The organism is Nonomuraea sp. SYSU D8015 (assembly GCF_008065375.1).
Classification (GTDB): Bacteria; Actinomycetota; Actinomycetes; order Streptosporangiales; family Streptosporangiaceae; genus Nonomuraea.
Map to the genome: position 1 here is coordinate 116,079 of NZ_VJYI01000006.1, position 26,282 is coordinate 142,360.

The following is a 26,282-nucleotide window of genomic DNA, read 5'->3' on the forward strand; positions in this document are numbered from 1 at the left end:
CGACACTTTTCACATGTCAGAAAACATCACCGTTCTCGGCCTCGGCCTCATGGGCACCGCACTCGCCGACGCCCTCCTGTCCGCCGGCCACGACGTCACCGTTTGGAACCGCACTCCGTCCAAGGCCGACCCGCTGGTCGCCAAGGGGGCGACGCGTGCCGCGACCCCGGCGGAGGCGGTCGGGGCCAGCCCGCTCGTGATCGCCTGCCTGCTCGACTACCCGTCCGTCTACGAGGTCCTCCAGGACACCCAGCTGGCCGGGAAGACGGTCGCCAACCTCACCACCGGCCGCCCCGCCGAGGCCCGCGAGGCCGCCTCCTGGGCGGCCGAGCGCGGGGCCGACTACGTGGACGGCGGCATCATGGCCGTGCCCCCCTTGATCGCCCAGCCCGGCGCCCTGATCCTCTACAGCGGTTCCAGGGCCGCCTTCGACCGCCACGAGCAGGCGTTCGCCGTCATGGCCGAGGCCCGGTACGTGGGGGAGGACCCGGGCATGGCGCCGCTGCTCGACCTGGCCATGCTGACCGGCATGTACGGCCAGATGGCCGGTTTGCTGGAGGCCGCGGCCCTGGTCACGTCGGCGAAGTACCCGTTGAAGGAGTTCACTGAGACCTTGCTGATTCCGTGGCTCAACGCCATGGCCGCGCTGGGGCCGGCCTGGGCCGAGAAGATCGAGGCGGGCGACCACAGCACGGAGGTGTCCAACCTGGAGATCAACCGGGCGGGCCTGGAGAACCTCGTCCGGGCCTTCCGCGAGCAGGGCGTCAAGCCGGACCTGCTGCTGCCGCTGAAGACCGTCGTCGACCAGCGCACGGCCAGGGGGCTCGCGCACGAGGGCCTGTCGGGACTGGTCGAAGAGCTCTACAACTGAGCTCGCGGGCGGAAGGCGGCCAGCGGGATGGAGACCCACGTGGGCCGGTTCCTGGCCTCGTACACCACCTCGTACACCGCCTTCGACAGCTCGAACGCCCGCAGCAGCGCCGCGTCCGCCCGGTTGATCACACCGCCGCCCTCCATGTACCCGTCGAGGAAGGCGGCCCGGTTGCGGTCCGCCCACTCCTGGGCCCTGGGCTCCAGCTCGTCGGCCTCCGGGCGGCCGGCGAGCAGGTGCCGGGCCGCGTAGTCGAACGAGCGCAGCATCCCCGCCACGTCGCGCAGCGGCGACGACAGCGCCCTGCGCTCGGCCAGCGGCTGCCCCGGCTCGCCCTCGAAGTCCAGCACCACCCAGTCGGTCGGGGTGCGCATGACCTGCCCCAGGTGGTAGTCGCCGTGAACCCGCTGCACAGGCACCACGGTGGTGAGAACTTCCATCTCGTGGTAGACCTGCTCAACCGCGCTCACGTGCGGGCGCAGCTCCGGCACCTCGGCCACGGCCCGCCCCAGTCGCCGCCTGAAGGTCTCCGCCATGCGTTTGACCTCGTGCGTCTCGATGACCTCGGTGGGGAAGGCGGCGGCCAGCTCCCGGTGCACCTGGGCGGTGGCGATGCCGAGCCGCTCCGACTCGCCCGCGAAGTCGCCGCCCGCCTCGGCGGCCTTGATCTCGGGCGGGCTGGCGTACAGGTCGCGCACGCTGGTCAGGGCCAGGTCCCAGCCGTCGTTGGCGGTGGTGAGGAACTCCTGCATGATCGCCAGCGTGGTCTCGATCCCGTCGAGGTCGGTCTCGATCCATCCGTACGGCTGGGCGATGTGCGGGGCGTTCCTGGCCGCCAGGGCGGTGATGATCTCCAGTTCCGGGTTGACCCCGGGGATGAGGCGGCGGAAGAGCTTGCAGATGTAGGCGTCGCCGTACACGAGCGAGGTGTTGGACTGCTCGGCCCCCAGCACCAGGCTGCGCTGCGTGGTGTCGATCTCGGCGCCGCGGACGTGGCGCATGCGCAGGCCGCTGCGGGTCTCGTCGTGGGCCATGCCGTCGAGGAGCCAGGCGGTGCGCTCGGGGTCGTGGGCGGCGTCGTACAGGTAGGTGTCGTCGACCGTGGCGATCAGGGCGTGGGTCAGGCGGTCGGGGAGCTGATGACTGCGCTCGCCCAGCAGGAGCTGGTACCGGTCGCGTGAGCCCTCTTGCCAGACCGCCACGATCAGGTGTCTCAGCCCGGCCGTCAGCTCGACGTCCGAGTCGATCGACAGCTCGTCGATCGGGCGCCCCTTGCCGCCGAACCAACGCTGTCGGCCGATCCATGCGGCAAGGAGCTCAGCAAGCACGTCTTACTCCTCCTGGGGAATGACCGGCGGGAGTGTGAACCAATAGAACCCATGCCCAGGAAGCGTCAAAAGATACGGAAGTTCGCCAATTGCCGGGAATGGTACGCCTCCCATGGTTTCCACGGGGGAGACGCCGACGAACCTGCGCAGGTCGAGCTCGACCGGTTGGGGGAAGCGTGACAGGTTGTTCACGCAGAGCATCCGGTCGTCGCCCAGCTCCCTGACGAAGGCGAGCACGCTCGGGTTGGAGGAGTTGAGCTCGGCGTACTCGCCGAGGCCGAAGACCGGATGCCGCTTGCGGATCTCGATCATGCGCCGGGTCCAGTGCAGGAGCGAGCCGGCGTTCTTCTGCTGGGCCTCGACGTTGATGGCCTGGTAGCCGTAGATCGGGTCCATGATCACCGGCAGGTAGAGCCGCCCGGGGTCGCAGTCGGAGAACCCGGCGTTGCGGTCGGGGTCCCACTGCATGGGCGTGCGCACGCCGTCGCGGTCGCCGAGCCAGATGTTGTCGCCCATGCCGATCTCGTCGCCGTAGTAGAGCACCGGGGAGCCGGGCAGCGACAGGAGCAGCGCGGTGAACAGCTCGATCTGGTTGCGGTCGTTCTCCAGCAGGGGCGCCAGGCGGCGGCGGATGCCGACGTTGGCGCGCATACGGGGGTCCTTGGCGTACTCGGTGTACATGTAGTCGCGTTCCTCGTCCGTGACCATCTCGAGCGTCAGCTCGTCGTGGTTACGGAGGAAGATCCCCCACTGGCAGTTCTCCGGAATCTTCGGCGTCTGGGTCAAGATTTCGGAAATGGGGTAACGAGACTCCCGGCGTACGGCCATGAAGATGCGGGGCATCAGCGGGAAGTGGAAGGCCATGTGGCACTCGTCCCCGCCGCCCACCGGGTCGCCGAAGTACTCCACCACGTCCGACGGCCACTGGTTGGCCTCGGCGAGCAGCACCCGGTCCGGGAAGAGCCGGTCGATCTCGGCGCGGATGCGCTTGAGGTATTCGTGGGTCTTGGGCAGGTTCTCGCAGTTGGTGCCCTCCTCCTCGAAGAGGTAGGGGACCGCGTCCAGCCGGAATCCGTCGATGCCGAGGTCGAGCCAGAACCGCAGCACCTCCAGCATCGCGTCCTGCACGTCCGGGTTCTCGTAGTTGAGGTCCGGCTGGTGGTGGAAGAAGCGATGCCAGTAGTACTGGCCGCGCACCGGGTCGTAGGTCCAGTTGGACGTCTCGGTGTCGATGAAGATGATCCGGGCGTCCTGGTACTTCTCGTCGGTGTCGGACCAGACGTAGAAGTCGCCGAAGGGGCCCTCCGGGTCGTGCCGGGAGGCCTGGAACCACGGGTGCGCGTCGCTGGTGTGGTTCATGACCAGGTCGGCGATGACGCGCATGCCGCGTTTGTGTGCCTCGTCGACGAGCCGCACGAAATCGCCCAGATCCCCGAACTCCGGCAGGATCTTCATGTAGTCGGCGATGTCGTAGCCGCCGTCCCGCAGCGGGGACTCGTACAACGGCAGCAGCCAGAGGCAGTCGACGCCGAGCCACTGCAGGTAGTCGAGTTTGCTGATAAGGCCACGGATGTCCCCGGTGCCGTCGCCGTTGGAATCGGCGAAGCCCCTGATCAGGACCTCGTAGAAGACGGCATGCTTGTACCAGTACGGATCGCGAGGCTTTTCCTCGTCGAAGGTGTTGGGAATGGGTGTGGAGCTCATGAGCGCCCTCGCCGGGGGCTCATGAGGGAGGCGCTTACACACACGTTGAAGACTCCCCGCTGAATTCAGTTCTACCGTGGCGCGGCTCGTACGGTGAGAATGTGGGCTGGCTGGATGTGGGGGTCGAGACGGACGTAGTTGTTCTGCCTCCACCGGTACGACTCTCCTGAGAGCTCGTCGTCCACGACGAACTCGGCGTTCCAGTCGAGACCGAGCGCGGGCAGGTCGAGATCAACAGTCGCCTCGTGGGTGTGATGCGGATCCAGGTTGATGACCGCCAGAACGACGTCGCCGAGCCCGTGCCTTCGTGTGGCCGGGTCATAGGCGCCTGGGAGCCGCTTGGAGAAGCAGACGATGTCCGGTTGGTCGACCCTGTGGAATCGTAGATTACGCAATTCCTGCAGCGCCGGATGCGCTCTTCGGAACAAATTCAGGTGAGTGATGAAGGGGGCGAGGCTTCGCCCTTCGCGTTCGGCGGAAATCCAATCGCGGGGCCTGTACTGATATTTCTCGCTATCGAGATATTCCTCGCTGCCTGGGCGTACTGGTACGTTTTCTCCGAGTTCATATCCGGAATAGACGCCCCACGTCGGCGACGCGAGCGCGGCCAGCACCGCCCTGATCTTGAAGGCCGGGATGCCGCCGTGCTGCAGGTACTCGTGCAGGATGTCCGGCGTGTTCACGAACAGGTTCGGCCGCAGGTAGGCGGAGGTCTCGTGAGCGAGCTCCGAGAGGTACGTCTCCACGTCCCCCTTGGAGTTCTTCCAGGTGTAGTACGTGTACGACTGGTGGAAGCCGGTCTTGGCCAGGGTGCGCAGCATCGCCGGCCGGGTGAACGCCTCCGACAGGAAGATCACGTCGGGGTCGGTCGTGTGGATGTCGGCCAGCAGCCGCTCCCAGAAGGACACCGGCTTGGTGTGCGGGTTGTCCACCCGGAAGATCCGCACCCCGTGGTCCATCCAGTGCCGCACCACCCGCCTGATCTCGGCGTAGATCCCCTCGGGATCCTTGTCGAAGTTGAGCGGGTAGATGTCCTGGTATTTCTTCGGCGGGTTCTCGGCGTACGCGATGGAGCCGTCGGCCCTGATCGTGAACCACTCGGGGTGCTCCTTGACCCACGGGTGGTCGGGTGAGCACTGCAGCGCGAGGTCCAGCGCCACCTCCATGCCCAGCTCACGCGTGCGCGCCACGAACTCGTCGAAGTCGGCGAGCGTGCCAAGATCGGGGTGCACGGCGTCGTGGCCGCCGTCCTCCGACCCGATGGCCCACGGCGAGCCGGGGTCGTCCGGCTCCGGGCTCAGCGTGTTGTTGCGCCCCTTGCGGAACGTCGTGCCGATGGGGTGGATGGGCGGCAGGTAGACGACGTCGAAGCCCATCTTGGCGATGGCGGGGAGCCGTTTCGCCGCCGTCTGGAAGGTGCCCGACTTGGAGACGCCGGCCTCGTTGACGACCGCCCCCTCCGAGCGGGGGAAGAATTCGTACCACGAGCCGTAGAGCGCCCTGCGCCGGTCCACCCTGATCTTGTGGGACTTCGACCTGGTCACCAGCTCACGGAACGGGTGCGCCTCCAGCAGCGCGGCGGTCTCCGGCAACTGCGCGATCGACAGCCGGGCTCTCGGGTCCAGGCTCTCGTCGCGCAGCGTGGCGGAGATCGACAGCAGCGCCGCCCGGTGGCCGCAGGCGTTGTCTCCGTTGCCGCCCTGGCTCCGCTGCCCGTTCTTACCATTTGCGTGGTTTTTACCGTTGGTGCCGTTGGGGCAGTCCGCCGGGCGGACGGCCTTGGCGGCACGCTCGAAGAGCCGGGCGCCCTCTTCGCACATCAGATCGACGTCCATGCCGCGCGGGATCTTGATCTCGGCGTCGTGCAGCCACGTGTGGATCGGATCACTCCATGCCTCCACGCGGAACAGCCAGTCGCCCTCGGCCGGCAGGGAGACGTCCACGCCCCACCGGTCGGTGCCGGGCGCGAGCTCGCGCATCGGTCTCAGGCGACCACGCTGCCCGTCGGGCGAGGTCAGCACCACGCCCGCGGCCACGGCGTCGTGGCCTTCTCTGAAGACGGTCGCGGAGACCTGGAAGGTCTCGCCGGCGACCGCCTTGGCGGGCCACTGCCCGCAGTCAACGACGGGGGAGATGTCCGTGATGGGAATTCGTCCGATCATCGCATTTCAAGGGTTTGCGGCGGCGCACCCGGAGCCGCCGGAGGCTTTCCTTGCAGGATCGATCCTTGCACGTGAATTGTGGACAGCAACGGATAGACCTCCCGAGAGTGTCTGCGGGAGAGCCCAACATTAGGGAAAGTTGCCCCAATGGTCCCTCTTCATGCTTGTTCCCGGAAGGGGTTTGAAGGCCGTTCGTGGGGGTGAAGGACTGAGAGGTCCCTCCTAGCCCTTAGGGTGCACAACGTGAGAGCTATCCGCCGGTTTACCGTCCGCACCGTCCTGCCCGCGGAGCTGGCCGCCCTCGGCGAGCTCGTGCACAATCTCCGCTGGTCATGGCACCCGGAGACGATGGACCTCTTCGCCGAGGTCGACGAGGACCTGTGGGAGCAGGTCGGGCACGATCCCGTGGCCCTGCTCGGCGCCGTCACACCGGCCCGGCTGACCGAGCTGGCCGGCGACCGCCGCTTCCTGCGCCGCCTCGCCGACGCCGCCGACGACCTGCGCGAATACATGACCTCGCCGCGCTGGTACCAGACGCTGCCGGACGGCCCGCGCGCCATCGCGTACTTCTCGCCCGAGTTCGGCATCGCCGCCCCGCTGCCGCAATACTCCGGCGGGCTCGGCATCCTGGCCGGCGACCACCTGAAGGCCGCCAGCGACCTGGGCGTGCCGATCCTCGCGGTCGGCCTGCTCTACCGGCACGGCTACTTCACGCAGTCGCTGTCGCCCGAGGGCTGGCAGCTGGAGCACTACCCGTCGCTCGACGCCGGCGGCCTGCCGCTGACCCTGCTCAAGGAGGCCGGCGGCGACGCCGTCAAGATCCGCCTGACCCTGCCGGACGAGCGCGTGCTGCACGCGCAGGTGTGGGTGGCACAGGTCGGCCGGGTGCCGCTGCTGCTGCTCGACTCCGACGTGGCCGACAACGACAACGCCGCCCGCGACATCACCGACCGCCTCTACGGCGGCGGCACCGACCACCGGCTCATGCAGGAGCTCCTGCTGGGCGTGGGCGGCGTACGCGCGATCAGGGCGTTCTGCCGCATCGCCGGCCACGCCGAGCCCGAGGTCTTCCACACCAACGAGGGCCACGCCGGATTCCTCGGCCTGGAGCGCATCCGCGAGCTGACCGAGGCCCGGCTCTCCTTCGACGAGGCGCTGGAGGCCGTGCGCGCCGGCACGGTGTTCACCACGCACACGCCTGTGCCCGCGGGCATCGACAGGTTCCCCCGCGACATGATCGAGCGCCATTTCGGCGGCTCGGCCGCCTGGCCGACCGTGCCGGTCGAGCGCATCCTGGCGCTGGGCGCGGAGGCCGACCCGAGCCGGTTCAACATGGCCGTGATGGGCATGCGCCTGGCCCAGCGCGTCAACGGCGTGTCCCAGCTGCACGGCGCGGTCAGCCGGGACATGTTCAAGAATCTCTGGCCCGGATTCGACGTGGACGAGGTGCCGATCGGCTCGATCACCAACGGCGTCCACGCCCCGACCTGGGTCGGCAGGGAGCTCATGGAGCTGGCCGGGCGCGAGCTGCCCTCGCTGATCGAGCGGGCGCGCGGCTGGGAGGGCATCCAGAAGATCTCCGACGCCGACATCTGGAAGATCAGGGGCACGCTGCGGCGCCGCCTGGTCGAGGGTGCCCGGGTCCGCCTGCGCCGGTCCTGGCGCGAGCGCGGCGCCTCTGACGCCGAGCTGGGGTGGATCGACGACGCGCTCGACCCCGAGGTGCTGACGATCGGCTTCGCCCGGCGCGTGCCGTCGTACAAACGGCTCACGCTCATGCTGCGCGATCCCGACCGGCTGACCGAGCTGCTGCTCGATCCGGAGAAGCCGGTGCAGATCGTGATCGCCGGCAAGGCCCATCCGGCCGACGAGGGCGGCAAGAAGCTGATCCAGCAGATCGTCAAGTTCGCCGACCAGCCGCACGTGCGCCACCGGATCGTCTTCCTGCCCGACTACGACATGGCGCTGGGCCAGCTCATGGTCCAGGGCTGCGACGTCTGGCTCAACAACCCGCTGCGCCCGCTGGAGGCGTCCGGCACGTCCGGCATGAAGTCCGCGCTCAACGGCGGGCTCAACCTGTCGATCCGCGACGGCTGGTGGGACGAGTGGTACGACGGCACCAACGGCTGGGCCATCCCCACCGCCGACGGGGTGACCGACCCCGACCGGCGCGACGAGCTGGAGGCCGCCGCGCTCTACGATCTGATCGAGCACGAGGTGTCCGACCGGTTCTACGACCGGCCCGCCGACGGGCTGCCGCGGCGGTGGATGGAAATGGTCAAGCACACCCTGACCTCGCTCGGCCCGAAGGTGCTCGCCGGCCGGATGCTCCGCGACTACGTCGTGGACCTCTACACCCCGGCCGCGAAGGCCGCCCGCGCGCTTTCGGCGGACTCGTACGCGCCCGCCAAGGGGTTCGCCGCCTGGCGGGTCCGGGTCGCCAGGGCGTGGCCCGGGGTCCGGGTCGAGCACATCGAGGCCTCCGGCGTGGGCGACACACCCGAGGTGGGTGCCTCCATCGAGCTGCACGCCACGATCGCGCTCGGCGACCTGGAGCCGGACGACGTGCTGGTGGAGGCGGCCTACGGCAAGGTGGGGCCGCACGACGAGCTGGTGCATCCGTCGTACGCGAAGCTGACGGCCGGATCGGTGGACGACGACGGCCGCGCCCACTACACGGGCACCGTCCCGCTCGACCGGACGGGCGCCTTCGGCTACACCGTGCGAGTCGTCCCTTACCACCCGCTCGTCGCGACTCCCGCCGAATTGGGGCTCATCGCCGTGCCCGAGGAACCTGCAGGCATGACGAACGGCACGCTGAGGTAAAGCGGCATAATCGTCACGTGGACGACAGCGGGAACGGCCTGAGGGCCGACACTCTGGTGGCCACGGTCCGCGGTGTGCTGCCGTCCCTGACGCCGGCCGCCCAGACCGTGGCCCGGCTCATTCTGGAAGACCCGGCGACGGTGGCCAGGAGCACCATCACGGAGCTCTCCGCCGCCTCGGGCACCAGCGAGGCCACCATCGTGCGCACCGCGCGGCTGCTCGGCTTCGCCGGCTACCCGCAGCTGCGCCTGGCCCTGGCGGCGGCCGCCGCGCAGCCGGACCGGCTCGTGCCCGGTGACCTGGCCCCCGACGACCCGCTGTCGGAGGTGATCCAGAAGGTGGCGCGGGCCGAGTCCGAGGCGATCAACGACACGGTGGCCCAGCTGACCTCCGAGCGGCTCGGCCTGGTCGTGGACGCCATCGTCGCGGCCCGGCGGATCGACGCCTACGGGGTCAGCGCCTCCGGGCTCGTGGCCGAGGACGTCGCGCAGAAGCTGATGCGCATCGGCCTGTCCAGCCACGCCTTCCAGGACGCGCATCTGGCCCTGACCAGCGCGGTCCTGCTCAAGCCCGGCGACGTCGCGATCGGCATCAGCACCTCGGGGGAGACCCCCGACGTGATCGAGCCGCTGACGCGGGCCAAAGAGGCGGGCGCGACCACGGTCGCGATCACCAACAACCCGCGCTCGTCGCTGGCGGAGCTGGCCGAGCACGTGCTGATCTCGGCCGGGCGCGAGACGGAGTTCCGCCCCGGCGCCCTGGCCAGCCGGATCAGCCAGCTCCTCGTCGTCGACTGCGTGTTCGTCGGCGTCGCCCAGCGCACCTACGACTCCTCTCAGGAAGCGCTCGCGAGCACCAGGCGAGCCGTCAAGGAGTTCACCCGGAGAACGTCACCTGCACGTCGTCAGCCTTGACGAACATCACGCGGTGGCCGAACTGGATCTCCAGATACTTGGTCTTGCCCCGCACGACCTTGTGGTCCTCCAGGTTGAAGGTGACCGCGCGGTAGTACTCCGCGGCCGCGGGTCCGGCGAGGGTGTACTTCTCGCCTGCCGAGAACGTGTACTGCAGCGGGGTCACGGCCTGGTAGGGGATGCCCTCCGGATAGGCCTCCTGCTCCGGGTACGCCCGGCCGTACACCGGCACGGTGGCCTTGCCCGGCTTCGGGGTCACGACCAATCCCATGGACGGGACGGCGGTCGGGGCGTCGGCCGGGTTGTGGAACCAGGCCTTCTGGCCGAGGTACCAGATGGCCGTCCAGTCGCCCTGGCGGCCGGCCACCGCGAAGCGCTGGCCCGTGCTGGCGCGGGCGCTGTGGTCGTACACGCTGTAGAGCGATTCGCCCGTGGGGTGCTTGCCGATGTCCTTGACCAGCGGCGCGTCCGGGCGCGGCTCGGTACGCAGCCAGACGGTCCCGGCGGGCAGCGGCGGGCAGGCGGCTGAGGGGTTCTTGCGGTCGCAGCCGTAGAAGTACGGCTTGTTCGTCGCGAAGTCGGGCTTGATCATGACCGCGCCGGCTCGCGGCCCGCCGAACTGGTGCAGCGGCGCGCCCATCAGCTGGAAGTAGTGGGCCCAGTCCCAGAAGGGTCCCGGGTCCTCGTGCATGCCCCTGACGGTGCTCGGGAGGGTGCCTGGGACGTTGTCGTGGCCCAGGATGTGGGCGCGGTCCAGCGGCACGCCGTGCTTGAGCGCCAGGTAGCGGACCAGGCGGGCGGACGAGCGGTACATCGCCTCGGTGTACCAGGTGCCGCCCTCGGCCAGGAAACCCTCGTGCTCGATGCCGATGGACTTGGCGTTGATGTACCAGTTGCCGGCCTGCCAGGCGACGTCCTTGCTCTTGATGTGCTGGGCGATGTGGCCGTCGGTGGAGCGGATGGAGTACTGCCAGCTCGCGCGGTAGTTCGGGTCCTGGTTGAGGCGGATGGAGGGGAGGAAATATCCCTCCATGTCGTGAATGATGATGTAGTCGATCTTCTGGCTGAACGGCCGGTTCGCCAGATCGTAGTGGCCGTAGTTGCCGTTGGGCAGTTGCTGGTACGCCGACGCGATCCACTCGCAGGAGACCGAGGCGGGGCACTCGACGCCGTCGGGGCGCGTCGGGCGCAGACCGAGCTTGTCCAGCCATTTCACGATCTTCTGGAGGTCCGGCACGGCGGGCAGCCGCACCCGCTCCCCGTCGTCGGTGGTTCGCTCGGCGCCCTTCTCGATCACCGAGAAGACCTCGTCGGCGAAGAACCTGGCGGCCCCGGCCTCCTCGGCGCCGGAGTACTTGGCGACGGCGCCGTACCACTCACCGGGGTCGTCGCTCAGGGGCGCGCCGAGCGACTTCTGATAGTCGGCCAGCAGGGCGGCGCCGCCGCGGATGTTGGCGGCGTCGTCCGTTCGCAGCCGCTCGTGACTCTCGCCGGTGAGCTCGGCGGCCCGCTCCATGGTGCGGAGCGAGGCCGGGATCTCGGCGGGCGCGGGCTCGTGCTCAGCCGGAGGGAGGGGCCGCGAGTCGTCGCCGCGCGCGTCCTCCTCGCCCTCGTGGTGATGGTTGGACCCGGTGTACGCGGCCGCGTCGGTAAGGTGCATGGGGCCGAATCCGGCGTCGCTGGAGGGCTGGCCGGCGTGGGCGTCCCATCGGGATTCGAGATAGGAGACGCCGAGCAGTACGCTCTCGGGGACCTGGAACTCCTCGGCGGCGGCGGCGAAGGCCTGCTGCCGGTCGGCGGGGTCCTGGGCCTGGGCGGCGGTGACGTTCGTTAAGGGCAGCAGGGCGACGACGCTGATCGCCAGCAGTCTGCGCATGAACCACTCCTCGGGCTGGGGGCATGGTGCAGTTCAGCGTCTCAACATTTTCCTTCGCAGGCGAGAACTTTGCGAAGGTATTTTTCACGCCTTAACCTCATGGCCGCTCGCCGGGCCGGTCGACGACGCCGGACTCCAGCATGCTCCCCCAGCCGAACAGCTCGCCCTTCTTGACGGAGACGTACACCCGGGGCTCCTCGCGGTCGCGGACCGCGATCGAGCGATACCCCATGTACGCGTACGTCTCCGGGTCGATGAAGATCTCGTCGCGCAGGTAGCCCCCGTGGACCCGGTAGAGGGTGACCCCCGGCCGCTCGGCCAGGTCCTCCGCGCGTGCCTCGTACCGGACGCCGGGGATCTCGGCCAGGGCACCGTACATGGCCGCGCGGAGCGTGCGAGGCAGCACGGCGTCCCGCATGCCCTGCACGATGTGCTGGAACGCGTACGTGTGCTTCTGCTCCTCGGTCAGCGGCGGCTCCAGTCGGTCGAGTTCCTCCTTCGCCGACTCGGCTCTCCTGCCGCGCCGCTCGGCCAGCTTCGTCAGGTGTTCCAGGGTGGCGGCCCGCCCTCTGGCGTACTCGGCCTCGATCTGCTCGTAGACGCGGGCGAGCAGGGCGCCGGGCTCGGTCGGCAGGGACAGCAGGTACGGATAGGTCACCTCGAACTCGGAGCCGTCGAGCACCTTGAGCTTCCCGCCCTCGATGAAGGCGAACTGCTTCTCGTCCGCCCGGCGCCACATCTCGTGGATCTTCGTCCCCCTCTTCCGCACGCCCCCGTCCTGCCGGCCGATGATCTCCTCGGTCTTGATGTACGCCCACTGGTGAGGTTCCGGGACGGGGTCCGGATTGGCGGCGGCCAGCGCGGCCGCGTTGCCGGCCAGGTCCTCGGCGCTGGCCACCGCACGCAGCCGCAGAGACGTGTCCTGCGAGCTGGAGGGACGCGCCTGCGGACGCTCGGAGCCCCCGGGAACGATCACGATCGCCGCCACCAGCGCGGCCGCGGCCGCTCCGGCCAGGCCGAGCGCCCAGGCGAAGGGAAGGCGGCGCCGGGCGGGGCGAAGGCGGCGCCCAGGGCTCTCGCGCACGTGGGCGAGCAGGCGGGAACGTGCCTCGGCGACGGCCCGCTCGTCCGGATCCGGCATCGCGTCGTGGCGGTCCTTCAGCAGCCGCAGCTCATCCATGGTCGTCTACCTCCAGTGCGGGGAAGCCAAGTGTCGTGCGGAGCCTGCGCCTGGCGCGGGTGACGCGGGAGCCCACGGTGCCGATCGGGATGGACAGGGCCCGCGCCACCTCCGCGTAGCTGAGCTCGGCGCAGGCGAAGAGCAGCAGCGCGTCGCGGTCGCCCTCGGACAGCGCGGCCAGGCCCTTGGCCAGCGCGGGGTTCAGCTGTTCCGCGCTCACCCGGTCGGCCACCCGGTCGGCGTGGTTCTCCACGTCGTCGGGGTTCGCGGCCCGGCCGATGGCGCGGTAGAGCCGGATCTCGGCGCGGCGGTGGCGGCCGATCAGGTTGGTCGCGATCCCGTAGAGCCAGGCCCGCGCGCTCGGGCAGGTCAGGTCGTAGCGGTCCCGCTGGTCGAACGCGGCGAGGAAGGTCTCGGACGCGACGTCGTCGGCGGTGGCGGGGCCTAACCGCGCGGCCGCGTACCGGTGTATCGCGGTGAAGTACCGGTCGAAGATCACCGAGAACCACTCGGGCTCGTGGCGGGACCTCTCGATGATCGACGCGTCGGTCGTCTCCTCAAGCATTCGCACAGGAGGGACGTGGGTCAGGGGCATGCACCGTGAGCCTTTCTGGAGAGGTCATCGGCAGCTGATTGCCCGAACCCGGGATTCTTCTTCGCACTATTTTCCGGAGCCGCCGACACGGCCCGCCTAGAGGACGAGCTTGAGCGAGGGCCGTCGGTCGGGGAGGCCGATGAGCTCGCGTACCCGGCCGATGGGCCAGGCGAGCTCCTGGGCCAGGGTGGCGGCGGTCAGATCCGTCTCCCGGGTGGCCAGGTCGAATGCATGGGCGAGCAGGACGGGCTGCTCGCCCGGGTAGCCGGAGACGGGCTCGTTGGTGAAGCCCGGCTGGTCGCGCAGCGCGGCCAGGCGCTGGTAGGCGCGGCTCGCCGCCGAGTCGGAGATCAGCCCCGTCTCGCGGCAGCGGTAGAGCAGCGAGTCGACCGACACGCCCCAGGTGCGCCGCAGCTCGGCGAGCTTGCGCAGGTCGACGCGGAGCGGCAGCTGGGGCAGGATGCTGTCGCGCGGTGTCAGGAACTCGGCGGCGAACGCGTCCGCCTCGCGCTCCTGGTGGGTGTCGCCGGCGGCGGTGTCGCCGTGCAGGACGAGATGACCCAGCTCGTGAGCGGCGGTGAAGCGGTGGCGGTAGATGTCGTCGAACCTGTTGGGGGTCAGCACGACGATCGGCCGCGGCAGGCTGGAGGTGGAGAAGGCGTCGACGGTGACCGCGTCGGGGTCGTGCCGGGGGAAGACCACGACGATGCCGTGGGCCTCCATGCGGCGGACGAGGTGGCTGATCGGGCCGGTGCCCAGGCCCCAGTGGGCGCGCAACGCCCGGGCGGCGCCGGCCGGGTCGCGGGGCAGCGCGGAGTGCATCTCGCCGCCGGCGAACCCCGGCAGGTCGACGGCGGGCAACTGGACCCGCCGCTCCAGCGCGTAGGTCAGCTCCCACACCTGCTCGACGAACGCGACGGCCTTGGCGCGCTGGTAGGCGCGGGTGGAGCGGAGGCTGCGGAAATGCGCCATGGAGCCGTCGAGCTTGCCATGGGGGCGCCCGGGCAGGAAGAACGCCATCGGCACGCCCAGCACCTCGGCCAGCCGTGGGATCAGGTCGGGGCGCGGCCGGGTGACGCCCGCCTCGTATTGGCCGACCGCGGCGGGGGAGACGCCGAGGTGCTCGGCCACCTCTTTCTTCGTCAGCGCGGCCAGGTGGCGGGCCTGGGTGAGACGGGTGGCCTCGAACGCGTCGGCGACGGCCTGCGGGGTGGGCGGGCCTGCTCGGAAACTACTCACCGCCCGCGGCTTCTGCCCTGAACTCGTGCACGGCCCGCGTACGCGGATTGAGCGCGGGAGTGGGCAGGGCGCCCTGGTCGAAGGCGGCCGCGGGCAGCGCCGTCTGCTCCGAGCCGACCGGCGCGGCCAGCGGGATCTCCTCGCAGTGGTGCCAGCGCAGGCTGCCGGTGCGGTCGAGCAGCTCTGCCTCGCCCCACCAGGCGTCGAGCAGCCCGGCGTGGGCGTTGCAGGCGTACGCGATCAGCACCAGGCTGGTGTCGCCCGGCAGGTCGCTCAGCGCCTCGGCCACCGGCACCGCGTGCGGCGCCACGTCGTGCAACGCGAGCTGCCGCATCGTCGGCTCCGGCCCGAACCGGTTGAACAGCGCCTGCACGAGCGCCGACGGCCGGCCCTCGCCGATGCGCGCGCTCATCACGCTCAACGAGCGGTCCTTGGCATAGCGGAACGGGAACAGCAGCTTGCCGTCCAGCACCACCAGCTCGTGCGGCGACCCAGCGGGCTTGACGATCCTGACGTCCCCCATGTCCTCGAACGTCTCGGCCAGCGCCTCGAACTTGCGCGACATGAGCGTGAACCCGAACGGGTGCGTGTGGTCGGTCTGCGCCGCGCTCTGGGCGTCGCGGGCGTTGTCGAGCGCGAGCGACAGCGCCTCGGCGACGCCCTGTCTGATCACCGCCGCACGCTGCCCGAACGTCTCCCGGGCCCACCGCGACACCGACATGGGCGCACCTCCGCAACGCTTTGCCCAGCAGCACCCGCACACCGGAGCCACTTTATTTTCCAACATCATAGTGACGTCCGCGCTTCACGAAGCCGCTTTCTCCGGACGGCGTGTCGCCCCGCCGCGAACGCCGACGTGCCGCGGCCGAACGGCACGGTGGCCCGCCTGCGGCGAAGCGGCACTTGCGCACGACAGGGCTAAGATGCTCGTCTGACATGTGGGCGATCCGGGGTGCTGTCCCCGGACGCCGGGCCGGGCGCAGCCGGAGCCGGAGGGGGATCCGCGCGTGATCAGGTGGACCGTCAACTGCTCGATCCTCTACACGGACCTGCCCCTGCTGGAGCGCCCCGCCGCCGCGGCGGCCGACGGGTTCGCGGCAGTGGAGTTCTGGTGGCCGTGGCCGGTCGCCGTCCCCGCCGACCGGGACGTGGAGGCGTTCGTACGCGCCGTCGAGGACGCCGGGGTGCGGCTGACCGGGCTCAACTTCTTCGCCGGCGACATGCCGGGCGGCGACCGCGGCCTGGTGTCGTGGCCGGGGCGCTCGCGTGAGCTCCTGGACAACATCCCCGTGGTGGCGGCGATCGGGGAGCGGCTCGGCTGCCGGGCGTTCAACGCGCTGTACGGCAACCGCGTCGAGGGCGTCGAGGCGAAGGAGCAGGACGAGGTGGCCCTGGAGACGCTGGCCGCCTGCGCGCGCGGCGTGACGGGGACCGTGCTGCTGGAGCCGGTCAGCGGCGCGCCGCGCTACCCGCTGCTGACCGCCGCCGACGCCGTGGCCGTGCTCGACCGGCTCGGCGACGTGCCCAACGTGGGGCTGCTGGCCGATCTCTACCACCTGGCGGTGAACGGCGACGACGTGGCGGCCGCCATCGAGCGGCACGCCGGCCGGGTCGCCCACGTGCAGATCGCCGACGCCCCGGGCAGGGGCGCGCCGGGGACGGGCGGGCTGCCGATCCGGCAGTGGATCGACCAGCTGTACGCCGCCGGATATGACGGATATATCGGGCTCGAATACCGCTCCGAGGGGCCCGGCGCCTTCGACTGGCTCCCACGCGAGCAACGCGCGGGCGGATCCTGGTGAACGCCGTCGCCCGCGCCGGAAGATCATCGTGAGCACCAAGGCCTTCATGGCCCCCGCGGGAGGATCATCGTGACCACCATCGCCTTCATCGGCCTCGGCATCATGGGCAGCCCCATGGCCGTGCACCTGGTCAGGGCCGGGCACAGCGTGGCCGGCTACAACCGCTCGCCCGAGAAGGCCAAGGCCCTGACCGAGGCCGGCGGCCGGGCCGCCGCCTCCATCGCCGACGCCGTGACCGGCGCCGAGGTCGTCGCCCTCATGGTCCCGGACTCTCCCGACGTACAAGACGTGCTGACCGGCGACGGCGGCGTGTTCGCCCACGCCGCCCCCGGCACGCTGATCATCGACTTCTCCACGATCCGCCCCGACGTGACCCGCGAGCTGGCCGAGGAGGCGGGCCGCCGCGGCCTGCGCTATCTCGACGCGCCCGTGTCGGGTGGCGAGGCCGGCGCCCGCGACGCCGCCCTGTCGATCATGGTGGGCGGTGACGCCGCCGCCTTCGAGGCCGCCAAGCCGATCTTCGACGTGGTCGGCAGGACGGTCGTACACGTGGGGCCGAGCGGCGCCGGCCAGACCGTCAAGGCCGCCAACCAGCTCATGGTGGCCGCCCACCTGGAGGCGCTCGCCGAGGCCGTGGTCTTCCTGCGGGCCTACGGGGTCGACCTGGAGGCGGCGCTGGAGGTGCTCGGCGGCGGGCTGGCCGGCTCCGCCGTGCTGACCCAGAAGCGCGCCAACATGATCGACCACTCCTTCGAGCCCGGCTTCCGCATCGCCCTCCACCACAAGGACATGGGCATCGTGACCTCCGCGGCCCGCGAGGCCGGGGTCGTCCTGCCGCTTGGGGCGCTGGTCGCCCAGCTCGTGGCGGCGGCGAACGCCAACGGCGACGGCGGCCTCGACCACTCGGCGCTGCTGCGCGGCGTCGAACGCCTCTCGGGCACCTCATAGCCTCGTTGCCACACGTGCCGCCCCGTCGCAGGCCGGCACCTATGGAGCCGCCGGCAAGGCTCTGCTTTTCAAGGAAGACCCCCGCCGGCTTTCCTGAGGGGACACCCGGCGGATGACGGAGGAGCGGAGGGCGGCCGTGACAAGGTGCGGAAAACCGGCCTGACCTCAGCCGGTGATGCGCCGGCGCAGCTCCTCGGCGGTCATCGGTGAACGGGGCGGGGCCGGGGCCGGATGGGCGCGCATGCCCGCCAGCACCAGGTGCGCCGTACGCTCCCGCAGGTCCTGCGCCAGGCCGGCGGGCAGCGTGGGCAGGCCGCGGACGAGCAGCCCCACGGCGCCCATGACGTCCCCGGCGCCCACGTCCTCGCGTAGCGCGCCTTCGTGGTGTGCGGCGTCCACGATGCGTTCGAGGGCTTCGAGCAGCCGGGCGCCGCCGTCGCCGATCGCGATCCGCGTTCCGATCACCGAGACGAGCGGGTCCAGCCTGAGCTCGGCGCAGCCTCGTACGAAGCGGCTGAGCGCGTCGAACGCCCAGGTCTCCTCTGTCCGCGCCGACTCCGCCAGGTCGGTCATCCGCTCCAGCGCATCCTCCAGCACGGCCCGGACCAGGGCGTCGCGGTCGGGAAAGTGCCGGTACAGCACGGCCGGGCCCACCCCCGCGAGGCGGGCGACCTCGTCCATGGCCGCTTCCGGTCCTTGCTCGGCGAAGACGGTCCGCGCCGTGTTGACGATCAGCTCGTGGTGGCGCCGTGCGTCGGCCCTGAGATGGCTCGTCGCGCTCATAGATCAGCTCGCCTCTCGCTTCGACGTCGGTTTCCACCCGCATACCCTCAGGTGAGCACGTCCTAATCCGGGAAAGTGTCGGTGGTGTCGTGTTCAATCGCCGGCATGGAGACGCAGACGCGGCGAGGGTTGTTCTGGGACGTCCTCGCGGGCCGGGTGGCGCCGCCGCCCGCGGCGGAGACTCTGGGCTGGGAGCTCCTGCATGTCGACCCCGACCAAGGGACCATCGAGGTGGCCTTCCAGGCGACCGACCGTTTCACCAACCCCGTGGGCGTGGTCCAGGGCGGCTTCCTGGCCGCGATGCTCGACGACACGCTGGGGCCGGCGCTGGTCGCGACGCTGCCCGAGGGCCAGTTCGCGCCGACCCTCGACCTCCACGTCCAGTTCCTGCGCCCGGCGCGGCCGGGCAGGCTGGTGGGCCGGGGCCGGGTGGTGCGGCGGGGCAGGCAGGTCTGCTTCATGGCGGGTGAGCTCCTGGCGCCGGACGGCGAGCCGGTCGCCGTGGCCACGGCGACCGCGCACCTCCAGTCGGCCGGCTCGTGACGCCCGCCGGTCACGCGGTCGCCTGGCGCGGCACGTAGCGGTCGCGTAGCACGGCCAGGGCGGGCAGCAGCGCGGTCCACGTAGCACGGCCAGGGCGGGCAGCAGCGCGGTCCACGTAGCACGGCCAGGGCGGGCAGCAGCGCGGTCGACGTGGCCGTGAGCACGTTGCCGAGTGTCTCGCCGATGCCTGTCCCGAGGTAGTCGTACAGCGCGGAGTCCCTGAAAGCGCCGCCCCCGCCTCCGAGCTCCTGAGCCCCTACGCGCCCGCTCCGGTCAGCCGCCCCCGGTAGACCGTCCTGGCGCGCTCGTACAGCTCCAAGTGGTCTCCCAGCTGCTCCTTGGTCTCGAACGTGCCGAACTCGCGCAGGATCTCCTCCAGCCGGTCCAGCCACGCCAGGCACCACCGCACGTCCGCCTCCCTGGCGACGTGCTCGCCCGCGACGTCCAGGTACACCGGGCTCGTGTGCGCGTAGGCGCCGCTGCGGTGGAGCGCGCGCGGGTGCGGCCCGCCCTTGGCCACGGCCACCACGTACGTCGGCTCGCTCACCGTCATCGACGCGACCAGCCGCCCGGGCGGCCCCTGCGCCAGCACGCCGTCCGCGGTGCGGATCTCCAGAGACTCCACCTCGGGGCCGATCGAGGAGACCGCGATCTCGACGCGCTGCCCGGGCGCCAGCTCCAGCGTGTCGCCGGGCTCGTGCCCGTTCACGGCGAGCTCCAGCCACGGCCCCGTGGTGGCGAACGTGCGGCCGAGCACGATGGCCTCGGCGTAGGACTCTGCGGTGAGCGGGCCGCCGACGTGCGCATACACCCGCTCCCACCCAGGCGGGGCGGAGGCGGTGCCGCGGCGGCAGAACGACAGCACGACGTCGGTCCCCGCGGTGACCGCGAGCCGGTTGCCCGCGCCGATCAGGCGGTGGTAGACGGCGGCGGTGCCGGCGATCGAGGAGTGGTTGAGCACGTCCAAGGTGTCGATCAGGCCCAGCGCGGCGTCGGCGACGATCTCCCTGGCCGAGCAGTTGCGCGCCCGGTCGAGCACCACGTCGGGCGGGTCGTCGTCGCCGAACGGCGTGTGGAACGGATGCCCGTACCCGGTGAGGCCGCCCAGCGCCCGCAGCTCCTCCAGCGCGGCCGTGTTGGGCGGCCAGTCCACCGTGCCGAGGAAGCCCGTGTGGTAGCGCTTGGGCAGCTCGCGGATGCCGAACGCGGTCAGGTGACCCACGAGGTCGCTGCGGTATTCGACGCCGATCCTGGCCAGGTGGCGCTCGTCCGACCACGGCAGGTCCTCGCCCGCCCAGTGCGCCAGCGCCTCCACGTCGTAGACCCGCTCGCTCGCCACGTTGCCGGCCACGAGGTTGAGCACGTGCAGGTCCTCGCCGTGCTGCGCGGCCGCGGCCAGGGCGGGCGCGGCGGGCTCCTCGCCCATCCAGTTGAGGTGGACGTGCAGGTCGCCGCCGTACCAGCCGCGGGCGGCCGCGTCGTACAGCCGCTCGGGCGCGAGCTCGACCAGCGTCTCCCGGCCCGGCTCCGGCGTGACGACGACCTCGGACGAGGTGTACTCCATGCCCCTGGTCACCGTCACCGTGACGGGCTCGGCGGGCACGGCCACCACCAGGTCGTCGCCGTGGAAGTACGGCCTGCGGAGCGAGTCGATCTTGGGCGGCGCGCCCTCGGGGTACCACCCCTGGCCGTTCGCGCTCGTCACGCTCCACCGGCACGGGAACCCGGCCCGCACCCTCACCGCGGCCCCGGCGACCCGTCTGGCCAGCGGCGACAGGTCCACCGGACGGCCGTCCACCACGACCTCGCCGGCCACTTCGACGATCTTCGCGCCGCGCGGCGGCACCTCGTACGGCGTGCCGTCCACGACCACCGTGACCGGCTCCTCCCTGCTGGAGTCGAGCAGCAGCGCCGTGCGGAAGGGATCGTCGTCCAGCACCACCCGCGTGTCGGCCGCCACCGTGCACCCCTCCGGGGTGAGGCGCAGCGCGGGCAGGTTGTCCACGACGTCGCCGGCGAGCGCGTCGCGCACCACCCGGTCGAGGTCCACCTCGCCGAGGTGGTCCTCCAGCTCTGCCGCGGGCAGGTGCGGGTAGCGCTCGGCGACCTGGCGCAGGCCGGTGTTCCAGAAGTCGTAGCGGCGGTCGAGGAAGACCGTGGCCCAGGCCTGGACGACGTACGACAGGGGCGGCTCGCCCCAGCAGGGTCCGTGGGCGTCACGCAGGGCGCGGTAGTCGGCCAGCGCGCGGGCGACGGGGTCGGGAAGCAGCAGATCGTCACACATCGGACACTCCCAGAAATGGACGCGCCGTCATCGTGACACGGTGGCCGCGGCCATGCGAGCGGTATCTGAGGGTACGGGGGACCGCATGACGCACATCATCGATCGCGAGGCCCTACAGGACCTGGTCTCCGCCCGGCAGGCCCAGCTCGTCGAGGTGCTGCCGGCGGAGGAGTACGCGTGGGCGCACCTGCCCAGGGCCGTGAACCTGCCGCTCGCCGCCCTCGACGACCCGTCGGCGCTGGACCGGGCGCGGCCGGTCGTCGTCTACTGCCACGACTGGCTGTGCGACCTGAGCCCGCGTGCCGCGCACCGGCTGGAGCGCCTCGGGTTCGGCGACGTCCACGACTACGCGGCGGGCAAGATGGACTGGCTGGCGGCCGACCTGCCGTACGAGGGCGAGGCCCATTTGGTGTCGCAGAACGTGCGCCGCGACCCCGTGACCGCCGGCCTGGACGACCCGCTCGACGAGCTCAGCGAGCGCATCCTCGGCGATCCCGCCGGGCTCGCCGTGGTGGTGGACGAGGACGGCGTGGTCCAGGGCGTCGTCGGGTCGCACGAACTCAAGGGCGCCGACATGAGCGGCACCGCCGAGCAGGCCATGCGCGTCGGGGTGACCACGGTCCGCCCGAGCGAGCAGCTCGAACCGCTCATCCAGCGCATGGACCGGGCGAAGGTGGACCACGTGGTCGTCACGCAGGCGGACGGCACGCTGGTGGGCCTGTTCGGGCTCGGCGACGTGCGCCCGCAGGCGAGCGAATCCGACCTCGGCTAGCCGGCCCCCGGCTGCCGGTCGAGGCGGAACGTCGGCTGTCCCGGGGCCCCCGGCTGGGCGTCGAGCGCCTTGTCGTCCAGGATCGCCACCGTGTCCTCGGCGATGAAGACCCGCACGTCCTCCTGCTCGATCACCTGGTCGCCCGCCTGCGGCTGGCTGGCCAGGGCGAGTTCGAGCGCACCGGCCTCGTCGGCCTTCGCGGAGATGCGCAGTCCGGCGTCGGCGGGCACGTCCACGCCGGCCATCACGTCGCGGATCGCCACCACGGCGTTGTGGGTCAATGTCAGCACAGGCAAGCTCCCTTCCCCATTTGAGCAACCTCCGCCTCCCCAGCAGCCCTGTGCCCAAACGCGGGCATGTGGGGAGCTCGGCCGGGTAGCGGGAGCGGCATGGGCAAGACCGACAAAGCCATCCTCGACGTCCTGCTCGACCGCTACGGCACCACGTTCGCGGGCGAGGCCGGCATCAAGCTGTCCGACCAGCCGAAGCCGCTGTACCAGCTGCTCGTCCTGGCCACCCTGCTCAGCGCGCGGATCTCGTCCGGCGTCGCGGTGGCGGCCGCCAAAGAGCTGTTCAAGGCCGGGTACGGCACGCCCAAGGGCATGCGGGACGCCAGTTGGCAGGACCGGGTGGACGCACTCGGCCGCGGCCACTACCGCCGCTACGACGAACGCACCGCCACCATGCTCGGTGACGGCGCCGAGCTGCTCCTCGACCGCTGGAACGGCGACCTGCGCAAACTGCGCGACGAGGCGAAGGGCGACGACCGCAAGATCGCCTCGCTGCTGATGGAGTTCCCCGGCATCGGGCCGACCGGGGCGGACATCTTCCTCCGCGAGGTCCAGGCCGTATGGCCCCAGGTCGCGCCGCACCTGGACAAACGGGTGCTGGACGGCGCGGGCAAGCTGGGTCTGCCCCGCCAGGCCCGCCCGCTCGCCGAGCTGGCCCACTCCAACGACGAACTGGCCCGCCTGTCCGCGGCGCTCGTACGGGTGTCGCGCAGCAAGAAGACCGTGGACGAGGTGAAGTCCGCCGCGCGGTAGTGGCACCTGTTAACTTCGGACCATGGGTGAGTTCGTAAGCGTCGAGGTGGCCGACCAGATCGCCACGATCCGTCTCGACCGGCCGAAGATGAACGCGCTGAACGGCCAGGTCCAGCTGGAGATCGCCGAGGCGGCCCGCATCGTGGACGCCGATCCGCAGGTGCAGGCAGTCATCGTGTACGGCGGCGAGAAGGTCTTCGCCGCGGGCGCCGACATCAAGGAGATGGCCGACATGTCCTACGCGGACATGGCCTCTCATTCCCGCACACTCCAGGCGTGTTTCACGGCGGTCGCCGAGATCGGCAAGCCGGTCATCGCCGCCATCAGCGGCTACGCCCTGGGTGGCGGCTGCGAGCTCGCCCTGTGCGCCGACTTCCGGGTCGCCGGTGAGTCGGCCAAGCTGGGGCAGCCGGAGATCCTGCTGGGCATCATCCCGGGCGCGGGCGGCACCCAGCGCCTGCCCCGCCTGATCGGCCCGGCCCGCGCCAAAGACCTCATCTTCACCGGCCGCCACGTCGCCGCCGCCGAGGCGCTGCAGATGGGCCTGGTGGACCGGGTGGTGCCGGACGAGCAGGTCTACACGGCCGCGCTCGAATGGGCCGCCACGTTCGTCGGCGGTCCCTCGGTCGCGCTGCGCGCCGCCAAGCAGGCCGTCGACCAGGGCCTCGAGGTGGATCTCGACTCAGGTCTCGAGGTCGAGCGCCTGCAGTTCTCCGCGCTCTTCGCCACGGACGACGCCAAGATCGGCATGCGCGCGTTCGCCGAGAAGGCCAAGCCAAAGTTCACCGGGCGGTAGTTCCGTACCCATTCCGGCAGTCGTCCATTTGGTCATGGCTTTGCCAGTATCGTGACAGTCCATGATGCGCGTCCTCGTCCCCGCCCGGCTCCGGAAGGCCGTGCGTGCGTGGTTCGACTCCCGGTACATCTCCATCGCCGATCATCGTCAGGACATCCGGGACGCGCTGTGGGAAGTCCAGACGCTGCGGCGGGAGGTGGCCGCCCTCCAGGGCGAGGTGGCCCGCCTCAGGAACGCCCGGCCCGCGGCCACGGCCGACAAGGCGAGGATCGACGACACGTACCGGCTGGCCCAGGAGACGGCCAAGGCCCTGGACGGCGTGCTGCAGAACGAGGTCCTCGTCTGGCAGGCCATCGACGACCTGCGCGCCCGCCACGGCGCCGCGGGAGACGGTGACCTGCGCGTCGGCCACGGCGCCGCCGGAGACGGTGACCCGCGCGCCCGCCACGGCGCCGCCGGAGCCCCCGAGCCCGGGGAGCGGCCGTGCGTGTGACCTGGAGCGGCGGGGACCTGAGTTTCCGGCTCGACCCGGAGGACGAGATCACCGGAAAGGCCTCCGACGAGCATCCCGTCAAGCTGGCCACCAACTCCTGCTCGATCGGCGGCGTCCCCGACGACGCACACCCCGACCTCATCGCGGTCGCGGCCTGGACGGTGGTCGCGCCGTGGACCCGCCGCCGCGTCTCGTTCGACCGGGCCGTCTCCGCCGAGGTCGCCGCCGCGCTTCACGACGGCTGGGGCGTCGAGGCCGGACCCGTCGGAGCGCAGCCGCGGCAGGCCGGGCGCACGCTCGCGATCTCGTACAGCGGCGGCGCCGACTCCGTGGCCGCGGCCACGATCCACCCGGAGGCGCCCTTCGTGCACTTCCAGCGGGTGTCGCATCCGCGCGTCCCCAACCGGTGGCCGCACTACCGGTCCGACGTGCTGGCCAGGCTCGCCGCCACGACCGGGCGGGAGGTGACCACGGTCACGTCCGATCTGGAGTTCACGCTCGCCGAGCCCCGCCCCGGCTACCCCGAGCACCACGCGGTGGCGGCGGGCGCGCTGCTCCTCGCCGACCAGCTGGACCTCGGCGGTCTCGGCTTCGGCTACGAGCTGGGCTCACGCTGGCTGGGCGGCGACCGCTACCTGCACCGCTACACCCCGGACAACCCCATGTGGGCCCCGCACGGCAAGTGGGGGAGGCTGTTCGCCACGGCCGGTGTGCACCTGGTACTCCCCGTCGGCGGGGTCAGCGAGGCGATCACCATGCGCGTGGCCCTGGAGTCCGAGCTCAGGGGCCACGTCCGCTGGTGCCTGCGCGGCACCGACGGGCCGTGCCGTACGTGCGGGAAGTGTCTGTACAAAGAGCTCATCCAGGCCGCCGTCGAACGCCGCCCCCTCGACACCCCCATCACCGCCGACCGCCCGGTCGCCCGCAAGTGGCTCGGGAAACCGCCTTATGGCGGCCAGGAGATGATCGAGTACGCGCTCGCGCGCGTTCCGGGCATCGAGAACACGCTCTTCGCCCCGGCGCTCGACTACTTCGAGGCCACCGAGGAGTCCACGAGCTGGCTCGACCACTGCTATCCGCCGGCGATCGACGAGATCCCGGAGCGGTGGCGCGAGCAGGCGGCCGGGTTCATGACGGCCCACGTCGGCTTCATGACCGAGGACGAGGCCCGCCGGGTGGAGACATGGGGCTCCTGACCCCGGGGTCCGAGCTAGCTGAGGAGCTTGGTGCGTGAAGGTTTACCTGTCGGTGGACATGGAGGGCGTGACGGGGCTGACCGACCCCGAGGAGATGCACGCCGGCAAGCGCGGCTACGAGCGTGGTTGCGAGCTGATGACCGCAGACGCCAACGCGGCCGTCGAGGGAGCGTTCGCCGCGGGGGCGACCAGCGTGCTGGTCAACGACGCCCACGGCTCCACCAAGAACCTCCGGATCGACCTGCTGGACCGTCGGGCCACCCTCATCCGCGGGCCGGGCAAGGCGCAGCGGATGGCGCAAGGGCTCGACGGGTCCTTCCAGGCCGCCTGTTTCGTCGGCTATCACGCCCGGGCGGGCGTGCCGGACGGCGTGCTCAACCACACCTGGATGGGCAAGGAGATCCAGAACGTCTACCTCAACGGCGAGCTGTGCGGCGAGACGCGGCTCGTCGCGGCGTGCGCCGGGTTCCACGGCGTGCCGGTGGTGCTGGTCACCGGGGACGAGGCGGTCGGTGAAGAGGCGCGTGAGGTGCTCGGCGATGTCGAGACGGTCGCGGTGAAGAAGGGGATCGACAAGTTCTCGGCCGAGCTGCTGCCGCCGAGCGTCGCCCAGGGTCGTATCCGTGAGGCCACGGCTCGGGCCCTCGGGCGGTTGACGGACTTCACGCCGTACCGGCTGGCGGCGCCGTACACGCTCGGAGTGGAGTGGAACTCGACCGCCATCGCCGCCGCCGTGGCGCTGATCCCCGGCGTGAAGTCGGTCGGTCCGCGTCACATCGAGTTCACCACCGACGACTTCACCCAGATCATGGCCCTGTTCGGCATCTTCGCCACCATCGGCGGCCAGATCGCCTGCGGCAGCGGCCCGTACGGCTGACGGCACGGGGATGGCGATGACGATGAGATGGGAAGACGGCGGGAGACCGC

At 70.9% G+C, this 26,282-nt stretch carries 23 protein-coding genes; 12 read left to right on the forward strand and 11 right to left on the reverse strand.

All coding sequences use genetic code 11. The features are described 5' to 3' along the window. Positions 1 to 13: 13 nt before the first annotated feature. A complete protein-coding gene (locus ID574_RS25765) occupies positions 14 to 871 on the forward strand; it encodes an NAD(P)-dependent oxidoreductase (RefSeq protein ID WP_188191546.1) in 858 nt (285 codons plus the stop codon). On the opposite strand, the gene ID574_RS25770 is transcribed toward ID574_RS25765, so the two are convergent. The 3 genes from ID574_RS25770 to ID574_RS25780 all read right to left on the reverse strand — a co-directional run bounded on the left by ID574_RS25770 (position 862) and on the right by ID574_RS25780 (position 6,065). After that, positions 862 to 2,199, reverse strand: coding sequence for a maltokinase N-terminal cap-like domain-containing protein (locus ID574_RS25770; protein WP_188191547.1), 1,338 nt, complete (start codon positions 2,197 to 2,199; stop codon positions 862 to 864). The genes ID574_RS25765 and ID574_RS25770 overlap by 10 nt on opposite strands. A 3-nt stretch (positions 2,200 to 2,202) precedes the next feature. Further along, positions 2,203 to 3,903 (reverse strand): maltose alpha-D-glucosyltransferase, encoded by a 1,701-nt coding sequence (gene treS, locus ID574_RS25775; RefSeq protein WP_188191548.1) that lies wholly within the window; start codon positions 3,901 to 3,903, stop codon positions 2,203 to 2,205. A 71-nt stretch (positions 3,904 to 3,974) separates the two neighbouring features. Continuing rightward, complete coding sequence (locus tag ID574_RS25780; RefSeq protein WP_188191549.1) at positions 3,975 to 6,065, reverse strand: alpha-1,4-glucan--maltose-1-phosphate maltosyltransferase; 2,091 nt, start codon at positions 6,063 to 6,065, stop codon at positions 3,975 to 3,977. A 243-nt stretch (positions 6,066 to 6,308) separates the two neighbouring features. Here ID574_RS25780 and glgP point away from each other — a divergent pair, with 243 nt between their 5' ends. Beyond that, complete coding sequence (gene glgP, locus ID574_RS25785) at positions 6,309 to 8,891, forward strand: alpha-glucan family phosphorylase (RefSeq protein ID WP_188191550.1); 2,583 nt, start codon at positions 6,309 to 6,311, stop codon at positions 8,889 to 8,891. Between the two features lie 17 nt (positions 8,892 to 8,908). After that, the gene (locus ID574_RS25790; protein ID WP_188191551.1) at positions 8,909 to 9,805 is read left to right on the forward strand and encodes a MurR/RpiR family transcriptional regulator; all 897 of its coding nucleotides are present in this window, start codon (positions 8,909 to 8,911) and stop codon (positions 9,803 to 9,805) included. Here the strand turns inward: ID574_RS25790 and ID574_RS25795 are convergent. From ID574_RS25795 to ID574_RS25815, 5 genes are all read right to left on the reverse strand, one after another. Then, positions 9,768 to 11,681 (reverse strand): N-acetylmuramoyl-L-alanine amidase, encoded by a 1,914-nt coding sequence (locus tag ID574_RS25795; protein WP_188191552.1) that lies wholly within the window; start codon positions 11,679 to 11,681, stop codon positions 9,768 to 9,770. The two genes, ID574_RS25790 and ID574_RS25795, sit on opposite strands and share 38 nt — an antisense overlap. 97 nt (positions 11,682 to 11,778) lie before the next feature. Continuing rightward, on the reverse strand, positions 11,779 to 12,861 hold the full coding sequence (locus tag ID574_RS25800; RefSeq protein ID WP_188191553.1) for a CU044_5270 family protein: 1,083 nt from the start codon (positions 12,859 to 12,861) through the stop codon (positions 11,779 to 11,781). Continuing rightward, positions 12,854 to 13,426 carry an RNA polymerase sigma factor gene (locus ID574_RS25805; RefSeq protein WP_188191554.1) on the reverse strand — a complete coding sequence of 191 codons (573 nt, stop codon included), beginning with the start codon at positions 13,424 to 13,426 and terminating at the stop codon, positions 12,854 to 12,856. The genes ID574_RS25800 and ID574_RS25805 overlap by 8 nt, the downstream gene beginning before the upstream one ends. A gap of 126 nt (positions 13,427 to 13,552) precedes the next feature. Continuing rightward, positions 13,553 to 14,695, reverse strand: a complete 1,143-nt coding sequence (locus ID574_RS25810) for a helix-turn-helix domain-containing protein (protein ID WP_188191555.1) — start codon at positions 14,693 to 14,695, stop codon at positions 13,553 to 13,555. Continuing rightward, entirely contained in the window at positions 14,688 to 15,416 is a 729-nt protein-coding gene (locus tag ID574_RS25815; protein ID WP_188191556.1) for a hypothetical protein, read from the reverse strand. The genes ID574_RS25810 and ID574_RS25815 overlap by 8 nt, the downstream gene beginning before the upstream one ends. 286 nt (positions 15,417 to 15,702) lie before the next feature. Here ID574_RS25815 and ID574_RS25820 point away from each other — a divergent pair, with 286 nt between their 5' ends. Next, positions 15,703 to 16,497 carry a hydroxypyruvate isomerase family protein gene (locus ID574_RS25820; protein WP_262496046.1) on the forward strand — a complete coding sequence of 265 codons (795 nt, stop codon included), beginning with the start codon at positions 15,703 to 15,705 and terminating at the stop codon, positions 16,495 to 16,497. A 63-nt stretch (positions 16,498 to 16,560) separates the two neighbouring features. Next, positions 16,561 to 17,445, forward strand: coding sequence for a 2-hydroxy-3-oxopropionate reductase (locus tag ID574_RS25825; protein ID WP_262496050.1), 885 nt, complete (start codon positions 16,561 to 16,563; stop codon positions 17,443 to 17,445). A gap of 165 nt (positions 17,446 to 17,610) precedes the next feature. Here ID574_RS25825 and ID574_RS25830 read toward each other — a convergent pair whose 3' ends face one another. Continuing rightward, on the reverse strand, positions 17,611 to 18,228 hold the full coding sequence (locus tag ID574_RS25830) for a TetR/AcrR family transcriptional regulator (RefSeq protein WP_188191558.1): 618 nt from the start codon (positions 18,226 to 18,228) through the stop codon (positions 17,611 to 17,613). Positions 18,229 to 18,333: 105 nt separating this feature from the next. On the opposite strand from ID574_RS25830, the gene ID574_RS25835 reads away from it, so the two are divergent. Continuing rightward, the gene (locus ID574_RS25835) at positions 18,334 to 18,771 is read left to right on the forward strand and encodes a PaaI family thioesterase (RefSeq protein WP_188191559.1); all 438 of its coding nucleotides are present in this window, start codon (positions 18,334 to 18,336) and stop codon (positions 18,769 to 18,771) included. A 256-nt stretch (positions 18,772 to 19,027) separates the two neighbouring features. Here ID574_RS25835 and ID574_RS25840 read toward each other — a convergent pair whose 3' ends face one another. Next, positions 19,028 to 21,055, reverse strand: a complete 2,028-nt coding sequence (locus ID574_RS25840; RefSeq protein WP_223167067.1) for a CehA/McbA family metallohydrolase — start codon at positions 21,053 to 21,055, stop codon at positions 19,028 to 19,030. Positions 21,056 to 21,140: 85 nt separating this feature from the next. Here ID574_RS25840 and ID574_RS25845 point away from each other — a divergent pair, with 85 nt between their 5' ends. After that, positions 21,141 to 21,827: a CBS domain-containing protein gene (locus ID574_RS25845; protein WP_188191560.1), complete on the forward strand. Its 687-nt coding sequence runs from the start codon at positions 21,141 to 21,143 to the stop codon at positions 21,825 to 21,827. Here ID574_RS25845 and ID574_RS25850 read toward each other — a convergent pair. Then, positions 21,824 to 22,117 (reverse strand): Fe-S cluster assembly protein HesB, encoded by a 294-nt coding sequence (locus ID574_RS25850; protein WP_188191561.1) that lies wholly within the window; start codon positions 22,115 to 22,117, stop codon positions 21,824 to 21,826. The two genes, ID574_RS25845 and ID574_RS25850, sit on opposite strands and share 4 nt — an antisense overlap. Positions 22,118 to 22,216: 99 nt before the next feature. Between ID574_RS25850 and ID574_RS25855 the strand changes: the two genes are divergently transcribed. From ID574_RS25855 to ID574_RS25875, 5 genes are all read left to right on the forward strand, one after another. Beyond that, complete coding sequence (locus ID574_RS25855; RefSeq protein WP_188191562.1) at positions 22,217 to 22,870, forward strand: hypothetical protein; 654 nt, start codon at positions 22,217 to 22,219, stop codon at positions 22,868 to 22,870. Positions 22,871 to 22,892: 22 nt separating this feature from the next. Continuing rightward, positions 22,893 to 23,666 (forward strand): enoyl-CoA hydratase/isomerase family protein, encoded by a 774-nt coding sequence (locus ID574_RS25860; protein WP_188191563.1) that lies wholly within the window; start codon positions 22,893 to 22,895, stop codon positions 23,664 to 23,666. A 61-nt stretch (positions 23,667 to 23,727) separates the two neighbouring features. Further along, positions 23,728 to 24,159 (forward strand): hypothetical protein, encoded by a 432-nt coding sequence (locus ID574_RS25865; protein WP_188191564.1) that lies wholly within the window; start codon positions 23,728 to 23,730, stop codon positions 24,157 to 24,159. Beyond that, positions 24,150 to 25,355: a DUF6395 domain-containing protein gene (locus tag ID574_RS25870; RefSeq protein ID WP_188191565.1), complete on the forward strand. Its 1,206-nt coding sequence runs from the start codon at positions 24,150 to 24,152 to the stop codon at positions 25,353 to 25,355. Before ID574_RS25865 ends, ID574_RS25870 begins: the two co-directional genes overlap by 10 nt. Before the next feature lie 34 nt (positions 25,356 to 25,389). Then, positions 25,390 to 26,232: a M55 family metallopeptidase gene (locus ID574_RS25875; RefSeq protein WP_188191566.1), complete on the forward strand. Its 843-nt coding sequence runs from the start codon at positions 25,390 to 25,392 to the stop codon at positions 26,230 to 26,232. The last annotated feature ends 50 nt before the right edge of the window (positions 26,233 to 26,282 follow it).